General features: G+C 50.5%; 14 protein-coding genes. 12 read left to right on the top strand and 2 right to left on the bottom strand.

Annotated elements, in window-relative coordinates; translation table 11 throughout:
• Positions 1-92: 92 nt before the first annotated feature.
• Positions 93-2,927 carry an excinuclease ABC subunit UvrA gene (uvrA, locus tag MD588_RS16560; RefSeq protein ID WP_265698602.1) on the bottom strand — a complete coding sequence of 945 codons (2,835 nt, stop codon included), beginning with the start codon at positions 2,925-2,927 and terminating at the stop codon, positions 93-95.
• A 354-nt stretch (positions 2,928-3,281) separates the two neighbouring features.
• Between uvrA and MD588_RS16565 the strand changes: the two genes are divergently transcribed.
• Complete coding sequence (locus MD588_RS16565; protein WP_265698603.1) at positions 3,282-3,839, top strand: single-stranded DNA-binding protein; 558 nt, start codon at positions 3,282-3,284, stop codon at positions 3,837-3,839.
• A gap of 94 nt (positions 3,840-3,933) precedes the next feature.
• Here the strand turns inward: MD588_RS16565 and MD588_RS16570 are convergent, their stop codons facing one another.
• The gene (locus MD588_RS16570) at positions 3,934-4,815 is read right to left on the bottom strand and encodes a LysR family transcriptional regulator (protein ID WP_265698604.1); all 882 of its coding nucleotides are present in this window, start codon (positions 4,813-4,815) and stop codon (positions 3,934-3,936) included.
• Between the two features lie 254 nt (positions 4,816-5,069).
• Here MD588_RS16570 and csrD point away from each other — a divergent pair, with 254 nt between their 5' ends.
• The 11 genes from csrD (at position 5,070) to MD588_RS16625 (ending at position 17,405) form a co-directional block, all read left to right on the top strand.
• A complete protein-coding gene (gene csrD, locus MD588_RS16575) occupies positions 5,070-7,031 on the top strand; it encodes an RNase E specificity factor CsrD (protein WP_265698605.1) in 1,962 nt (653 codons plus the stop codon).
• 137 nt (positions 7,032-7,168) lie between these two features.
• Entirely contained in the window at positions 7,169-8,671 is a 1,503-nt protein-coding gene (locus MD588_RS16580) for a PilN domain-containing protein (protein ID WP_265698607.1), read from the top strand.
• Positions 8,668-9,303 (top strand): type II secretion system protein GspM, encoded by a 636-nt coding sequence (gspM, locus tag MD588_RS16585; RefSeq protein ID WP_265698608.1) that lies wholly within the window; start codon positions 8,668-8,670, stop codon positions 9,301-9,303. Before MD588_RS16580 ends, gspM begins: the two co-directional genes overlap by 4 nt.
• A 31-nt stretch (positions 9,304-9,334) precedes the next feature.
• Positions 9,335-9,622 carry an MSHA biogenesis protein MshK gene (locus MD588_RS16590; RefSeq protein ID WP_407676589.1) on the top strand — a complete coding sequence of 96 codons (288 nt, stop codon included), beginning with the start codon at positions 9,335-9,337 and terminating at the stop codon, positions 9,620-9,622.
• An 18-nt stretch (positions 9,623-9,640) separates the two neighbouring features.
• Positions 9,641-11,323: a pilus (MSHA type) biogenesis protein MshL gene (gene mshL, locus MD588_RS16595; protein WP_265698610.1), complete on the top strand. Its 1,683-nt coding sequence runs from the start codon at positions 9,641-9,643 to the stop codon at positions 11,321-11,323.
• Positions 11,324-11,326: 3 nt separating this feature from the next.
• Entirely contained in the window at positions 11,327-12,169 is an 843-nt protein-coding gene (locus MD588_RS16600; RefSeq protein WP_265698611.1) for an ExeA family protein, read from the top strand.
• Between the two features lie 2 nt (positions 12,170-12,171).
• Positions 12,172-13,362, top strand: coding sequence for a tetratricopeptide repeat protein (locus MD588_RS16605; protein ID WP_265698612.1), 1,191 nt, complete (start codon positions 12,172-12,174; stop codon positions 13,360-13,362).
• Between the two features lie 5 nt (positions 13,363-13,367).
• Complete coding sequence (locus MD588_RS16610; RefSeq protein WP_265698613.1) at positions 13,368-15,083, top strand: GspE/PulE family protein; 1,716 nt, start codon at positions 13,368-13,370, stop codon at positions 15,081-15,083.
• A gap of 22 nt (positions 15,084-15,105) precedes the next feature.
• Positions 15,106-16,326, top strand: coding sequence for a type II secretion system F family protein (locus tag MD588_RS16615; protein WP_265698615.1), 1,221 nt, complete (start codon positions 15,106-15,108; stop codon positions 16,324-16,326).
• Positions 16,327-16,396: 70 nt separating this feature from the next.
• The gene (locus MD588_RS16620) at positions 16,397-16,783 is read left to right on the top strand and encodes a hypothetical protein (RefSeq protein WP_265698616.1); all 387 of its coding nucleotides are present in this window, start codon (positions 16,397-16,399) and stop codon (positions 16,781-16,783) included.
• 34 nt (positions 16,784-16,817) lie between these two features.
• Positions 16,818-17,405, top strand: coding sequence for a prepilin-type N-terminal cleavage/methylation domain-containing protein (locus MD588_RS16625; RefSeq protein WP_265698617.1), 588 nt, complete (start codon positions 16,818-16,820; stop codon positions 17,403-17,405).
• Positions 17,406-17,418: the final 13 nt, after the last annotated feature.

Genomic DNA, 17,418 nt, shown 5'->3' on the forward strand with positions numbered 1-17,418 from the left:
CAGATAATAAGCAGGCTGGTTTATACCAGCCTGAATGCTATTTTTATACCTTGTTAGAGCGGTAAATGATAAACCGACCCTAGTATTTTGTCTTAACCGGAAACCGGTAGTAGCGGTTTAAGGAAGCGTGCTGTATGCGATCCTTCTATCTGCGCTACCTGTTCCGGCGTTCCTGTTGCAATGATTTCGCCACCACCGCTTCCTCCTTCGGGCCCCAGATCAATGATCCAGTCGGCAGTCTTGATCACATCCAGATTATGCTCGATGACGACGATGGTATTGCCATGATCACGCAGACGGTGAAGTACTGACAGTAGCTGCTGGATATCATGGAAATGCAGGCCGGTGGTCGGCTCATCCAGAATATACAGGGTTTTGCCGGTATCACGTTTGGATAGCTCGCGGGCGAGTTTTACCCGTTGTGCCTCACCGCCGGATAGCGTGGTCGCCGCTTGTCCTAGCCGGATATACGATAAGCCGACATCAATTAATGTCTGCAATTTTCTTGCAATTGCGGGAACTGCATCAAAATATTCTCTTGCATCTTCAACGGTTAACTCCAGAACTTCGTCTATCGTTTTACCCTTGTAACGTACTTCCAGGGTTTCACGGTTATAGCGTTTGCCCTTGCACGAGTCACAGGGAACATAGACATCTGGCAGGAAGTGCATTTCGACCTTGATCACTCCGTCACCCTGGCAGGCTTCACAGCGTCCGCCTTTGACATTGAAGCTGAAGCGACCGGGCTTATAGCCGCGGGCACGAGACTCCTGGGTTCCGGCAAACAACTCTCGGATTGGGGTAAAGATCCCGGTATAGGTTGCCGGGTTTGAGCGTGGTGTTCGGCCTATCGGACTCTGGTCGATATCGATCACCTTATCGCAGTGCTCCAGATCCTGGATCTCGCGGTACGGGGCGGCATCACCCGAGGTTGCACCATTGAGGTGATGGTGGGCAATGCGGAAAAAGGTGTCGTTGATCAGTGTTGATTTACCTGAGCCAGAGACACCGGTAATACAGGTAAACAGGCCGACCGGAATTTCAGCATCGACATTTTTCAGGTTGTTACCGGTTGCACCCAGTAGCTTGACGGTTTTTTCCGGGTTGAACTCGACTCGCTGTTGCGGTACGGCAATAGACTTGGTACCGCTGAGGTACTGGCCGGTCAGTGATTCTTGGGCTTCGACGATATCTTCCAGTACACCTTCTGCGATCACCTGGCCACCGTGAACACCGGCGCCGGGACCAATATCGATGACATGGTCTGCGGTGCGGATCGCGTCTTCATCGTGCTCGACCACAATAACGGTATTACCAAGGTCACGGAGGTGAGTCAGGGTTTTCAGCAGGCGCTCGTTATCACGCTGGTGGAGGCCAATCGACGGCTCATCAAGCACATACATCACTCCAACCAGTCCGGCACCGATCTGGCTGGCAAGGCGGATACGCTGGGCTTCACCACCCGATAAGGTTTCGGCACTGCGTGACAGGTTCAGGTAGTTGAGGCCGACATTGACCAGAAAGTTCAGGCGATCACTGATTTCTTTCAGGATCTTGTCTGCGATCTGTGCGCGCTGGCCAACCAGTGACAGGTGGTTGAAGAACTCCAGCGCTTCAATGATGCTCATTTCGCTGATTTGCGGGAGGGTGGTATCGGCGATGAAGACATTGCGGGCTTCAAGGCGCAGCCGCGATCCCTGACAACTGCTGCATGGCTTGGTCGAGACAAATTTTACCAGCTCTTCGCGAACGGCATTGGATTCTGTCTCGCGGTAGCGGCGCTCCATGTTGTTGAGGATCCCCTCAAACGGGTGGCGGCGTACCGTGATATCACCACGATCATTGATGTACTTGAATTCGATTTCTTTTTTGCCGGAACCACTGAGGATCAAAGTCTGAATCTTTTTCGGTAGCTCGTTAAAGGGGGTGTCGACATCGAAACCAAAATGCTCGGCCATGGATTTGAGCATCTGGAAGTAATAGAAGTTACGCTTGTCCCAGCCGCGGATGGCTCCGCCAGCAAGGCTGAGGTCGCCATTCTGCACCACACGCTCTGGGTCAAAGTATTGCTGAACCCCTAGGCCGTCACAGGTGCCGCAGGCACCGGCCGGGTTATTGAACGAGAACAGTCTAGGCTCCAGCTCCTGCATGCTGTAGCCGCAATGCGGGCAGGCAAAGTTGGCAGAAAATACCATCTCATCCAGCTCGCCTGCGATCATCGGGCTGATCACCACAGTACCGCCAGATAGCTCCAGTGCAGTTTCAAAGGATTCAGCCAGTCGCTGTTGGAGATCATCACGAACTTTGAAGCGATCGACAACCACTTCAATAGTGTGTTTCTTATGCAGCTCCAGTGTCGGAGGATCAGAAAGATCACAGACCTCGCCATCGATACGTGCCCGGATATAACCTTGTGCTGCAAGATTTGCCAGAGTTTTGACGTGCTCTCCCTTGCGCTCTTTGACAATAGGCGCCAGCAGCATCAGCTTGCTGCCTTCAGGAAGCTCTAGCACTTTATCCACCATCTGGCTGACAGTTTGGGCGGCAAGCTCAACATGGTGGGTCGGGCAGCGCGGCTCACCCACTCGGGCATAGAGCAGGCGCAGGTAGTCATAGACTTCGGTGATCGTACCGACAGTTGAGCGAGGGTTGTGCGAGGTTGACTTCTGCTCGATAGAAATGGCCGGGGACAATCCCTCAATATGATCGACATCCGGCTTTTCCATCAAGGACAAAAACTGCCGGGCATAGGCCGACAGGGATTCAACATAGCGACGCTGCCCTTCGGCATACAGGGTATCGAAGGCTAGTGAGGATTTACCTGAACCAGACAGGCCGGTGATCACAATCAGCTTGTCCCGGGGGATCGTGAGGCTGATGTTCTTGAGGTTATGGGTTCGGGCACCCCTGACTTCGATCTTATCCATAGTATGCGAGCTTTATTATATGACTGACAATTGGTTTGCATTATCGCATAGCCAGGAAATGCTTGAAAGCATGAACTGTATAAAGATACAGTATAAAGGGTAAAAATTAGACTGAGGCTGGTGGGACCGGTTAGCTCCCCTATAGCTAATATTCTCGTTTTTATGTGTCGTAACAACGGGCTCGAGACTGATGAATTTTAGCTTGAGCGAAAGCAAAGAGAAATTGCGTCAGATAACACAGTTTGAGCTCTATGCCTAAACCGTGTCTGCATGATAAACTGCGCGATTAAGTATAAACTTTGACTAAGCGGCTATTGGTAATCTGATAGTACGCAAACAGATTTGGAGTTAAGTATGGCCAGTCGTGGCGTAAATAAGGTTATCTTAGTCGGTAACTTAGGTAATGACCCAGAAATCCGTTATATGCCAAGTGGTGGTGCAGTAGCAAATATTACTATTGCTACCTCTGAATCATGGCGTGATAAAGCAACTGGCGAGCAGCGTGAGAAAACTGAATGGCACCGTGTAGCGCTATTTGGCAAGCTTGCTGAAGTTGCAGGTGAATACCTACGTAAAGGTTCACAGGTATACATCGAAGGCCAACTACAGACACGTAAGTGGCAAGATCAGAATGGCCAGGATCGCTACACAACAGAAGTCGTGGTTCAGGGCTTCAACGGTGTTATGCAGATGCTAGGTGGCCGTCAGGGCGGTGGTCAGGGTATGGGCGCTCCAATGGGTGGCCAGCAACAGCAGCAAGGTAACTGGGGTCAGCCTCAACAACCTGCCGCAGCGCCTCAGCAGAACTTTGCGCCTCAGCAACAATCTGCACCACAGCAGCAGGCTCCTCAGCAGCCACAGCAGCAGTACAATGAGCCACCAATGGATTTCGATGATGACATTCCGTTCTAATTAACGAATGTTGATTTAATGTCAGAGAAAAGAGCAGCGCTAGTCGCTGCTTTTTTATTGTCTAAGGTATTGCGGATTGAAAGTTATCTTCGATTTATGCTGAGTTGGCTTTCTGTTTGATGAAATCGATGAACAGTTTGGTTTTGACATGGTTATATTCAAGCTTCGGGTAATAGGCAAAGGCGGAATTGACCGGTTGCTTCAGCTCCGGTAGCACCGATACCAGCAGGCCTTTGCTGAGCTCTCTTTTTACCATGTTCTCGCCGGTCAGGATGATCCCCATACCAGCGACTGCTGCAGCAACCAGGGCTTCCGGGTTCTGGGTGGTAAAGTTACCGCGCAGGCGCAAGCGCAGGTTATTTTCAAAAATATGTTCCTGCTCATGGCCATGGGTGCCAAACAACAGGCAGTTATGCTGAGTAAGCTGTTCAGGCGTTTCAATCTGTGGTCTGTCTTCCAGATAAGCGGGAGAGGCATAAAAACCAGCCTGGAAGTTGAATAACCGGGTGGCAATATAGCTTGATGAGTTGAAGTCAGAGAGTTCCCGGCTGATGAAAACATCGAGATTGAGATCGGGAAGCTGTCCTGGCGTTATAGTATGCAGCTCCACTTGAATATTGGGATAGGTTTCAATAAATTCAGCCAGATAGTGAACCAGTAGGCGGCTGCCAGTGGCCAGTGGGGCGCCGATCCGCAATACACCGCTGACTTCGCCATAGGTCGAAGTCGTTTCAGCCAGCATCTGGTGCCAGTCTTCAAGCAGCCGGGCGCTGCGCTGATAAAACAGCTTTCCTGCGTCTGTCACTGTCAGACTTCGGGTTGTACGCTTTAATAGCTGTACCCCGAGCTGCTTTTCAAGCCAGGACAGACGCTTTGACAGGGCGGAGCTGGAAGTATTGAGTTTTGTTGCCGCCTGTGCCAAAGAGCCCTGATCGACAACGGTGACAAAGCTGGTGGTACATGTGATCCAATCCATATATTTCTCTAACTCACAAGCTGTTACTGAAACCGGTACGGCGATAATAACAAACAGGGCGGCGATCTGGTTTATTGATGGAGAGTTAATTATTGAGTTCGGTTCTAGTTAACACTTTATTAAATTGCCAACCAAAGCACTAACATTGCAGCCGATGGGATGATATTTTTCAATATCAGCCCGTATGCTCCGTTGGACTGTCCCTGATCACGAGTCAGTCCAGAAATTATTTCTTCAGCAAAAATTGGATCCTTATGAGAAAAGCCTCAGGGATGAAGCTAACTAACCGCTTGGTTGCCTTTGTTACGCTCATCGTTATTTGTGCCATCTTTGTGATATTTATCGGCGGAGCTGTCAGCTTTCGTAAGCTGGGACAGGACTATCTGACGCATTATCTTGACGGGATCGTCGAGGTGATTGATCAGGAACTGGCCGATCCCCAAGGATCACAGTCGTTGTCTCGCTGGCTGCCCAAGCTGCTGAAAGCCAGTAATGTCGTTGAGTTGGAGGTTGGGAGTTCGGCTGGTGTTGTCTATGCCTTTAAAGGGCTTCAGCCGGTCAATAATCCGAATATTCTGCACCAGAGCTACTACGAGCTGAACCATAACCCCGGTTTCTATATCAATTTGAAATCGATCCCTCCCTATACCACGTTTACCTATTCTATCGGTGCCATGTCATCGATAAGCCTTGCTATTGTGATCATCATTATGGGGCTGGTATGGGGCATGAATTGGCTGCGCCAGCAGCTCTATGGCTCCGAGCTACTGGAGCATCGGGGACGCTTAATTCTGGCTGGTAAGGTCGAGGATAATGCAGTGGGGGACGAGCAGGAATGGCCGGCAACAGCTAGCTTGGCACTGGATCAAATGATTGCAGAGCTCAAGGATGCTCGTCAGGAGCGAAGTCGCTTTGATACCTTTATTCGTACCCATACCTTCTTGGATCAATTAACGGGCGCAGCTAACCGGGTGCTCTTTGACAGCCGTCTGCAATCGATGGTGCAGGATCAGGAAACCCACGGGGCGGTGATCCTGATCCGGATTTCAGACTGGGATGAATTATTGGCAGAGAAAGGAAAAGATGTCGCCGATGAGCTGATCCAAGATGTCGGCATGATCCTATCGAACCAGATCCAGCGTTATCCCGATACCGTCCTTGCACGGTATTTTGATGCCGAGTTTGCCATCTTGCTGTCGCAGCAATCCGCCAAAGAGGTCAAGCTATTTACCAACCAACTGATGAATGCCTTGGAAAGGCTGGTACCGACAGCACCATTGCAACCGGATAACTGGTGTCACTTGGGAGTGTCGTTCTGGTCTAGTGGCGAGCGCCGTGGCCGGATTATGGACGAGGCAGACATGGCGCTGCGTAGCGCCCAGCTTCAGGGCACCAATAGCTGGTACGCCTTCAAAAAAGATCAACAATGGGAGGATGCCCGAGGCAGTGTGCGCTGGCGGACTCTGCTGGATGCCGTGTTTAGCAGCGGTGGCCCAATGCTGTATCAACAGCCGGTATTGGCGCTGGATGATGAAACCATTATCCACCGCGAACTTTTGGCGCGGATCAAAGATGAAAATGGCATGATCATTAAAGCCTCTCGTTTTTTGTCGGCTGTCGAGCAAGTCGGGTTTAATTCTAGAATGGACAAGCTGGTGATTGGCCAAGCCCTGCAGTTATTAAAGGGGCAGCCGGGCAATGATACCTTGTCGGTGAACGTCAGTGTTGAGGCGCTGCTGGAGAAAGAGTTTGTCCGTTGGCTGCGTGTTGAACTGTTGCAAACCCCCCGTACGGTATTAAACCGTTTATCGTTTGAGCTTTCTGAAGGTGCGTTAGTAAAGCATCTTGATGCGATGAGGCCCATTGCACGGATGTTGGTCGGTCTCGGCTGTAAACTTGTGGTCGATCAGGCTGGCCGAACAATCGTGAGCACCCACTATATCAAGGATATCAAGGCTGACTACATTAAACTGCACCGGAGCCTGGTGCGGGAAATCGACCAGCGTCAGGAAAACCAGTTGTTTGTCAGAAGTATGCTGGGAGCTACTGCGGACTCAGATGCTCAGGTTATAGCTGTCGGTGTTGAAAATGAGAAAGAGTGGCGGGTGTTGAAGCAACTGGGAGTCCAAGGAGGGCAGGGGCGCTATTTTGCGGCAGAAGTATCCGTTGAGAGTGAGCCCAAAGAAATACATAAGAACGGTAAGTCGTTGTTCTAGATAATAGCGGCAGCTGACAAAAAAATACTATGTTATCAATAAAAGCTGGTTATAATGGTCAAATTATTGACACCCTCTAGTTGTTATTTCTTTCTAGCTGCAAAATCGGCATGTTTTGTGATCAGTGTTGGAATTTCATGAAGTCTAAGTCATTGTTTAATAAGTTTTTTAAAAAGAAAGGCCTGGACAAATATGCCAGTCTTGCTGTTTTTTCTGATTCCATCACTGTTATTTATGAATCAGGGCGAGAATGGATAACGGACGAGGTTAGTATCTCGACAGCTGGTGAGTGGGCAGGGGCGATAAAATCGCTGCTCGAAAGACACCACTTGGAGGGCTGTGCCCTACGTCTGGTTCTTGGGCATGGTTTATATCAGAGCATGCTGATTGAAAAGCCGGAATTACCTCGAGAAGAATACCCGACGGCATTACCGTTCTTGGTTAAAGACTTGGTTAATGAGTCCCCACTTGAGTTAGTGGCCGATGGTTTTCCGGCTCCGTTGAAAGATCGCCTGCAAGTCTTTGTTACCAACCGTAAACAGGTTGAGCAGCTTATAGAAATTTGTAGCGATGCCGGATGTGAGTTGTTGTCGATCACGGCTGAAGAGGTTGCTTGGGGGCAGTTAACGGCAGCGACATTAAGCCAGTTGGTGTTGCATCGTCGCCATAATGCCAATTTGCAACTAACTGCTTTCAAGCAACAGGAAATGTGTTTCCAGCGTCAGTTACGTGGATTTTCAGTACCGTTGCTTGCTGAGCAAGCCGTTGGGGATCAGCTTGATGGCACGCAGAGCCATAATCTGCAATTGGATAGCTTGGCGCTTGAATTGCAACGCTCGCTGGATTTTCTTAGTTCGCAGCTGCGAGATGCACCGATTACCCAGCTACTGATCTCCTGCGATGATGATAATGACAGTGCTTTGGCGGCGGAGCTGAGCCAGCGCCTGAGTGTGGCTGTTGCGGCTGTGGCACCCTCTCATCCGGCATTGTCGAGTAACGGGGCGCGAATCGCCTGGGCTGCACTGTCGGAGGCCGAGGATTCTGGCATTAATTTTTTTAGCGATGTCCTGAAACCGCAAACCCAATGGCTGGCACTGCAAAATGTTGTATTGGCCTGGACGTTGACCGCGCTGTTGATGGGGACGATGGCTGGCTGGTATAGCTGGAATAACTATCAGCAACAGCAGCAACTTGCCGCTGAAAAGAGTCGTTTAGCCAGTAAGAAGTCAGAACTTGATCGGGCAAAAGCGGCATTGACTAAGCATGTGCCGAGTCCGTTGAAAGTAGAGTTGGCAGGTAATTTAGAACACCATTTGGCTGCCAAACAAGCCACGTTAAAGGCGATTGAAATGCATGATGACAGCCTGAAGGTGGGCTATGCCGGAATGTTGCAGCAACTGTCAGATGCGGCCAGTGGCGATATCTCGATCAACCGTATTCGGGTGACGGGTAAATTGCTGGACTTAGAAGGCTTGGCCCGCAGTCCTGATTCGGTACCAAGTTGGCTGCAGGCATTTAAGAATTATCCCGGTCTGTCTGATCGGCGTTTTCAGCTGATGTCGCTGGGACGCAATAAGCAAAATATTGTGACATTTAAGTTGCTGGCCGAACGTGGCTCTGAACAGGAGAATAAATCATGAACAGCTGGCAGAAGTTAAGCGACCGCTTTGATGTGCTGACTCGTCGTGAACAGTGGCTGATCCTGGTTTCAGGTTTGATTGCCTTACTGTTTGTTGGTTTTGTGCTGTTTGTCGAGCCACAAATGAAGGCGCTGACCTCGGCCAAGCGACAGCTGGTTTCAGTAGCCAATGATATAACTAGCAGTACTAACCAGATCACTCTGATTGAGCGCAAGCTGAAAGCCGATCCGAATCGCGATATTGAACAACAAATTGACCAATTAGAGCGTCAAAATACAGCGCTGGATGAACAGTTACAGGGTAGGGTTGCCAGTTTGGTGACACCAATGCAGATGTCCGGACTGATGGAGCAGGTACTCCAGCGTTCGGATCGCTTGAAGTTGGTATCGTTGGAGTCTCAGCCTTCGGTACAGCTGATCAGCGGTGAAGATGAAGGCTACTATATTCATCCTGTTCGTCTCACGTTGCGTGGCCGCTATTTTGATGTGGTTAGCTATCTGAGCCAGCTTGAATCATTACCGGTGAAATATTACTGGCGGAGTCTTAATTATCAGGTGGATAAGTACCCTTGGGCCGATATTCAGTTAGATGTTTACACATTAGGTGAGAGTAAGGATTTCATTGGTGGTTAGGTCAGGTTTAATTACAGTGGTCATTCTAGGTATGCTGTCCGGCCATGCTCAGGCCAGTCAGGATCCGACGGCACCATTAGGTTGGCAGGCCCCGGCTAAAAAGCAGTCATCAACTCGGACTCGGTTGCCTCAGTTGCAGAGTATCGTCTGTGATGAGTTCAGCAGTTGTACGGTTATTCTCAATAATGTGGCGGTTGAGTTGGGACAGCGGGTCAGCGGATATACCCTGACAGAAATTCAAGATGATCATGTCACAGTTACACGCGGCGGGAAAAAGTGGCGCTTAGAGCTGTTTGCCGACATTGTAAAAACAAATTAAAAGAATGAAGTGGTTAACATGCGTGGATTAGTTATTGGGATAGTTTTAGCGTCTTTGATTGGTTGTTCAACCAACATGGGGCATCGCGATCCTGTTGAAGTCAAAGGGGCGCTGAATGAAGCGGCCAATGAAGCAAGCAGTCGCCCGTTAGTTGATTTGCCATCGGCGGTGAATGCCGATTTGATGCCGAGCCTGGACGGAGGCGATTATGCGTCAACATCTGCACTGGAGAAACGTTTCCGCGTCAATGCCCGTAATGTCGATGCCCGGGCTTTCTTCGGTAGCCTGGTAAAAGGCACTCCGTTTAGCATGGTGATCCATCCTGAGGTCAAAGGGCGGATATCTATGACGCTGCGCGATGTGACACTGGATGAAGTCCTTGAGGTGGTATCGGATATCTATGGCTATAACACCACCCGCAAGGGAAATATTATTCAGGTATTCCCGGCGACATTACGCACGGAAGTGATCCCTGTTGATTACCTGCAGCTAAAACGCCATGGTGTGTCGTTGACTTCGTTAACAACAGGCTCGATTTCAAACAGTGATTCAAATTCAGCGGGCAGCAATAATAGCGGTAGCAGTAACAGCAATAACAACAGTAATAATAACAGCAACAATAATTCTGGCAGCAACAACAAAAGCTCGAGTACGGCCACAGGGGGAACCCTGATTGAAACAACTTCCGAAAGTGACTTCTGGCAGCAACTGGAAAAAGCTGTTCAGGCGATGATCGGTAGCGGTCAGGGGCGTAGCATTGTTGTCTCGCCACAGGCGAGCCTGATCTCGGTACGTGCCTTCCCGAATGAACTGCGCGAAGTGAAAGAGTTTCTAGGGATCTCGCAGCAGCGCCTGAAACGCCAAGTGGTGTTGGAAGCGAAAATCATGGAAGTCACCCTGAGTGACGGTTACCAGCAAGGGATCAACTGGAGCAATATTACCAAGACCATCGGTGGTACCGAAATTATCTTTGGCCGTCCAACGACCGATCCGATTCAAGCTTTACCTGGTGGCGATGCGATTGCAGCGCTGCTTGGCGGGCAGACCAATATCACTATCTCTGACGGTAATTTTGACGCAGTATTGAGCTTCCTTGATACCCAGGGCGATCTGAATGTCCTTTCCAGCCCACGAGTAACGGCTGCTAACAACCAGAAAGCTGTGATCAAAGTTGGTGGAGACCAGTATTTTGTCACTGCAGTGAATTCGGGAGAAGTGAACAGTGATGGTGGTACAGCTGCCCCAGAAGTTGAACTAACGCCATTTTTCTCCGGTATCTCGCTGGATGTGACGCCGCAAATCGATGATGAGGGCGGGGTGCTGTTACATGTCCATCCGGCAGTTGTCGATGTAGTGGATGAAACAAAAGAGATCGATTTGGGTACGGCATTTGGCGTATACAAACTACCTTTGGCGAAAAGCTCGGTGCGTGAATCGGATTCGGTGATCCATGCGCGTACCGGCGATGTGGTAGTGATTGGCGGCCTGATGAAATCAGCGACCAGTGATCAGGTTTCTAAAGTACCTCTATTGGGTGATATCCCGATGCTGGGTCACCTGTTCCGTAACGTGAATAAGATCCAGACTAAAACTGAACTGGTGATCTTGCTTAAACCCACAGTGGTTGGTGAGCAAACCTGGCAAAAAGAGATTGAGCGTTCTCGCTCGCTGGTTACTGAATGGTTCCCTGAAGAGGGATAAGTCATGTATCAGTCGCATTTTGGCCTCAATGAGTTGCCGTTCACCCTAACACCCAATACGTCGCTATTTCATGCGTTGCCTCCTCATCTGGAGGCAATCCAAACCACGCTGGCGGCGTTGGATATGGGGGAGGGCATTATTCAGATTTCCGGTGAAGTTGGTACCGGAAAAACATTGGTGTGCCGAATGCTGATCAACCAGTTGCCACCACAGTTTGAACTGGCATACCTGCCCACGCCGGCAACTGACGGCCATGAGTTACGGGTGGCACTGGCCAAAGAGCTGAATATTGACGCCAAGGGTGACAACACCACTCTGACTGAGCACCTCCAGCAAGCCTTGATTGCGCGCAGAGCGGCAGGCAAGTCTGTGGTGGTGCTGCTCGATGAAGCCCAGGCGTTATCGGATGATGCGCTCGAGGTTATCCGGCTGCTCGGAAACTTGGAAACGGAGCACGAGAAACTACTGCACATTGTGTTGCTCGGCCAGCCTGAATTAGATCAGCGCCTCGCCCAGCACCACATGCGCCAGTTTCGGCAACGGATTACATTCAGGGCCTGTCTGCGTCCGTTGGACTTGGCCGAGACGATCTCTTATATCGAATTTCGTTTGGGCAGCGCCGGTTGTAAACAGACCTTGTTCGAGCTTAACCAATACCGTGAGATCTGGAAGGCGAGCCAAGGTATCCCGCGGCTTATCAATCAACTCTGCCACAAAGCATTAATTGCAGCATGTAGCGCCAACATTCAATCAGTAGGTCGTAAAGAAGTCTTAATGGCAATTAAAGATACATTAGGGGCACGTCAGCCGAAATGGACGTACCCGGTTTTATGGGGATGGCATTGAACATGAGTGAGATTAATAAAAAGCTCAATGCGCTGAGCCAACAAAACAACATTAACCAGGCGGGATCTGCGCCGCTGCGAGCAGCAAAGGTGAAACCACTGCCGAAAAATAATGGTCCATTGTGGTTGGCTGCGGGGTTGTGTGTGGCAGTGATCGCCGGTGGTGCCGGGTGGTGGCTAGGTACACAAAGCCAGGAAATGCTCCCTGCTGTAGTGGCGACAGATAAACCAGAGAAACAAACGGAGGCTCAGCCGTTGATTGAGCTGCCTGAGCCTGAACAGCTAGTTGTGGAGAATGTACCGGAAATCCTATCGACGAAAGGCACAAATGTTGCGCTAGAAGGTATGCCAGTTCAGCGTGAGCAGAAGGTCAAACTTAAAGCTGAACATGAAGTTATCACTGCTGTCGCTAAGTCGAATCCAACACCCAAAGTTGTGGTGAAGCCGGCAGAAATGAAAAAAGCTGAGGTCAAAAAGGCGGTTGCCAAGCCAGTAGCCACGGCAGAGAAACAAGCGCCCAAAGCAGCAGTTACTGTAAAAGCACCTCAACTTGCAGCTGTTGAAGCTGAGCCGCAAGAGCAGACAGAAGGGCTGATGATCGAAACTGTCGAGTTGGATGCCGAGCAACTGGCGAATGTTGAATACCAGAAAGCCAAGAAAGCCCTGAAGTCAGGCGATAGCCGCAAAGCGATCGGTTATCTTGAGTCGGCCCTGAAGTACCAGCCGGAGTGGGTCAAGGCGAGGCAGAAACTGTCGGCGCTATATTACGGCCGTGGCGATACCCGCAAGGCGATTGCAGCTTTGCAGCAGGGACTGGCACTTGACGGTGAGCAGCCGGATTTGCGTTTGACGATGGCAAAACTATTGGTTAATGAATCTCAGCAACAGGCCGCCTTGAATGTATTGAGTCGCCTGCCAACGCAACATCATAGAGGCTATCTGGCGATGCGCGGTGCATTGGCCCAACAACTCAAAAATAATGAATTGGCCATGAGTAGCTATGAGCTGCTGGTTAAAGATGAGCCTTATGACGGTCGCTGGTGGATGGGGTTAGGTATCGCCCTGGAGCGTAGCGAAGCAGTAGAAAAAGCCAGTGATGCATATAAGCAAGCGCTGCTGATGGGGCGGATCTCACAGCAATCACAGCAGTTTATTCAACAGCGCCTAGCGGTGCTTGAAGCTCGGGAGGGCTAAGCACGATGCAAATCCGATTAAGAAAACGTCTGGGTGATTTGCTGGTCGAAGAAGGCATTGTTGCCCAGGATCAGCTGGAGCAGGCGCTGGCCAAGCAGCAGACAACTGGGCGCAAGCTGGGTGATACCCTGATCAGCATGGGATTTTTGACTGAGCAGCAGATGTTGTCATTTCTGTCTCGTCAGTTGGATATTCCGCTGGTCGACCTGACCCGGGTTTCGGTTGATGTCGAGTCGGTGTCTATGTTGTCGGAAGTTCACGCCCGCCGTTTGCGCGTGCTGGTAATTGGTCACCGTGGTGACACTGTTCGGGTCGCGATGAGTGATCCTGCGGATCTGGCTGCCCAGGAAGCGGTTTACGATCAGCTAGCCCAATACCGTGTTGAGCTGGTGATTGCACCGGAACGCCAGTTGATTGCGGCCTTTGACCGTTACTATCGCCGTACCCAGGAAATTGTTTCGTTTGCCGAGCAGTTACAGGCTGAGCATCAGAGTGGCTCGGACTTTAGTTTTGGCTTTGATGACGAGGATAACGAAGAAGTTACCGTCGTCAAACTGATCAACTCCCTGTTTGAAGATGCGATTCAGGTTGGTGCTTCCGATATCCATATTGAGCCGGATGCCGATGTACTACGGATCCGCCAGCGTATCGATGGTGTATTGCACGAAACCCTGCTTAACGAAGCCAGTGTGTCGGCGGCGCTGGTATTGCGCCTCAAGCTGATGAGTGGCTTGGATATCTCTGAGAAGCGATTACCGCAAGACGGCCGATTTAATGTCAAGGTACGTGGCCATTCGGTGGATGTCCGTGTTTCGACCATGCCGGTCCAGCATGGTGAATCGGTGGTAATGCGTTTGCTCGATCAGTCGGCTGGTATCTTGAGCCTGGAAGAAATAGGCATGCCCGATGAGATTTTGCAGCGCTTTCGTCGCCAGCTAAAACGTCCGCATGGCATGATGCTGGTCACCGGCCCGACAGGTTCCGGTAAAACCACCACCTTGTATGGTGCGTTGAGCGAGCTGAACAAACCGGGCAAGAAGTTGATCACTGCCGAAGATCCGGTGGAATATCGTTTGCCGCGAGTGAACCAGGTACAGGTTAACAGCAAGATCGGCCTGACGTTCTCGTCGATCCTGCGTACCTTCCTCCGTCAGGATCCCGATATTATCCTGGTCGGTGAGATGCGTGATCAGGAAACGGTGGAGATCGGCCTGCGTTCGGCGCTGACCGGTCACCTGGTGCTGTCGACCCTGCATACCAATGATGCGATCGACAGTGCGCTGCGGATGATGGATATGGAAGCGCCGGGTTATCTGGTAGCCAGTGCCGTCCGTGCAGTATTGGCACAGCGACTAGTGCGCAGAGTGTGTAAGGACTGCGTCGAAAACGATGAGGTGGATGGTGCCAAGCAGCAGTGGTTAAAAGCCCGTTTTCCGCAGCATCAGCACCGCGAATTCCAACGCGGAAGAGGCTGCCAGACCTGTAACTTTACCGGTTATAAAGGGCGGATCGGAGTATTTGAACTACTGGAGCTGAATCAGCCGATGATGGATGCACTGCGCGATAACAATGCGGTGCTGTTCAGCCAAATTGCCCGTGAGTCAGAAGGTTACAAACCGCTGATTGAGTCTGCGATGGATCTGGCGCTTGATGGCCGCACCAGTTTGGATGAAGTACTGCTATTGGGCGAAGGGGATTACTACGACGATGTCGTACTGTGACCCTGCGGTAGGAGTGTAGAGCATGCCAGTATTTAACTACCGCGGACGCGGCCAGCAAGGCCAATTACAGCGCGGACAGATCGAGGCGGCGAGCCAGGATGCGGCTGCCGATCTGCTGATGCGTCAGGGGATCATTCCGCTGGAAATCCGTCAAGGTAGCGCCAAGAGGGCGGGATTGGATCTCGCGTCGTTATTCAAAAGCAGTATCCCGCTTGAAGCCTTAGTGATCTTCTGTCGTCAGCTATACAGTCTGACCAAGGCCGGTGTACCGTTGTTACGTGCCATCAAGGGCTTGAGCCAGAGTGCCAGCCACCCGCTGATGAAGGAAACGCTGGATGCGGTATCGATCGAGTTAACCAATGGCCGCCCATTATCGGTGGCGATGAAGCAGCATCCACGCGTATTTGCCGAGCTGTTCGTGTCGATGATCCATGTTGGTGAGAACACGGGTCGCTTGGATCAATCATTGCTGCAGTTGGCAAACTATTACGAGCAGGAAATGGAAACCCGTCGCCGGATCAAATCAGCGATGCGTTATCCGATCTTTGTGCTGTCTGCGATCATGCTGGCGATGGTGGTGCTGAACGTCAAGGTGATCCCGCAGTTTGCCTCAATGTTCAGCCGTTTTGGTGTAGATCTGCCATTGCCGACCCGGATCTTGATTGGTACGTCGAACTTTTTTGTTCACTATTGGCCTTTGATGCTTGGTGCCTTAGTCGCGAGTTGGATTGGGATCCGAGTGTGGCGCCAGACGCCGGTCGGGAACGAAAAATGGGATCGCTGGCGGTTAAAAATTCCTGTGGTCGGCGGTATTGTTAACCGGGCACAGCTCTCGCGTTTCTCGCGGACATTTTCCCTGATGATCCGTGCCGGTGTTCCACTTAACCAGGCGATCCAGATGTCGGCTGAAGCCTTGGGCAACCGCTTTCTGGAAAATCGATTAATTGAAATGAAAAACGGTATTGAAGGCGGCAACAGTATAGCCAGTACTGCTAGCCAGTCAGGGGTCTTTACTCCCTTGGTGCTGCAGATGATTGCGGTGGGAGAGGAGACCGGTCAGGTCGATGATTTGCTGCTGGAAGTGTCGGATTTTTATGATCGTGAAGTCGATTACGATCTGAAAACCCTGACTGCACGTATTGAGCCGATCCTGCTCTTCATTGTAGCGATCATGGTGCTGATCTTGGCGCTCGGTATTTTCCTACCAATGTGGAGTCTGCTCGATGTGGCTAGAGGCGTTTAACCGGCTGCAGAAAAAGCGCTTCCATCATTTTATTTGGTTCGCAGCAAGCTTGTCCATTGTGGCGGTATTGATGGTGCAATGGCATCAGGTAAATGAAAAAGCCGAGCAAACCCAATTAAGAGTACTGGTGCAGACATTCTATAAAAGTGCGTCAAGTCTCCGTCAGTTGTGGGAGCTGAGTGATAAACCACTGCACTCTGAAAAAGAGGGCATTCAGTACACTTTTACCAAGCTTGGGTGGCCAATTATCAAGTTGGATAATCACATTGACTGTGAGAAAACCTGGCAACTATTGTCATCAAGAGCCAACTCTATTGCTTATGCTGACATTGTAATAGAAAAGGTTACGAGATCGGGACAATATAATTCGTGCCACTATCAAATAACTGACGGTAAGTGGCTGGAATTATTTTATGAAAATGAGACAATACGTGTTAACGGGTTTTTGACGGGTTAAGCGTCATTATCCTGACGAAATGAGTGGTTTATCAATGAAAAAACAAAGTGGTTTTTCCCTCGTTGAGCTGGTTATCGTGATTATTGTTGTCGGCCTTTTGGCGGCAACAGCGTTGCCACGCTTTTTACAGGTGACCGATGAGGCAAAAAAAGCATCGATTGAAGGTGTGGCTGGTGGTTTTGCGACCGCAGCACTGTCTGCACGAGCTCAATGGGAAGCCTATGGCCGTCCTGCTGACGGTAACGGTCAAAACTTGGTGAATTATGACGGTACGGAGTTCTTGCTCACCAAGGCTACAACGGATGACAGTGTACGAGATGGTTATCCGTATGCACTTGATAGTGGCACTAGCGAACTTAATGCCATTACGAATACGGACTGTCTGGCTCTGCTAGACAACCTGCTACAAAACCCACCGCTGGCAACAACCAGCAGCAGTGATGCGGTCGGTGGTAATTACCTGTTTTACGTTAAAGTGGAAACTGAAGATTCAGCCAAGCTTTGTCGTTATTACCAACTGGCTTCGGCCGGGACGGATGGCTCTGGCTCGATTAATGTCGAGGCCGGACATTCATTTACATATAAACCGGCATTTGGCCGTGTCGAAGTCAATTTAAAATAATTAGGAGTAAGTT

The sequence above is a fragment of the Photobacterium obscurum genome, from assembly GCF_026191635.1.
In the GTDB taxonomy this organism is placed as follows: domain Bacteria; phylum Pseudomonadota; class Gammaproteobacteria; order Enterobacterales; family Vibrionaceae; genus Photobacterium; species Photobacterium obscurum.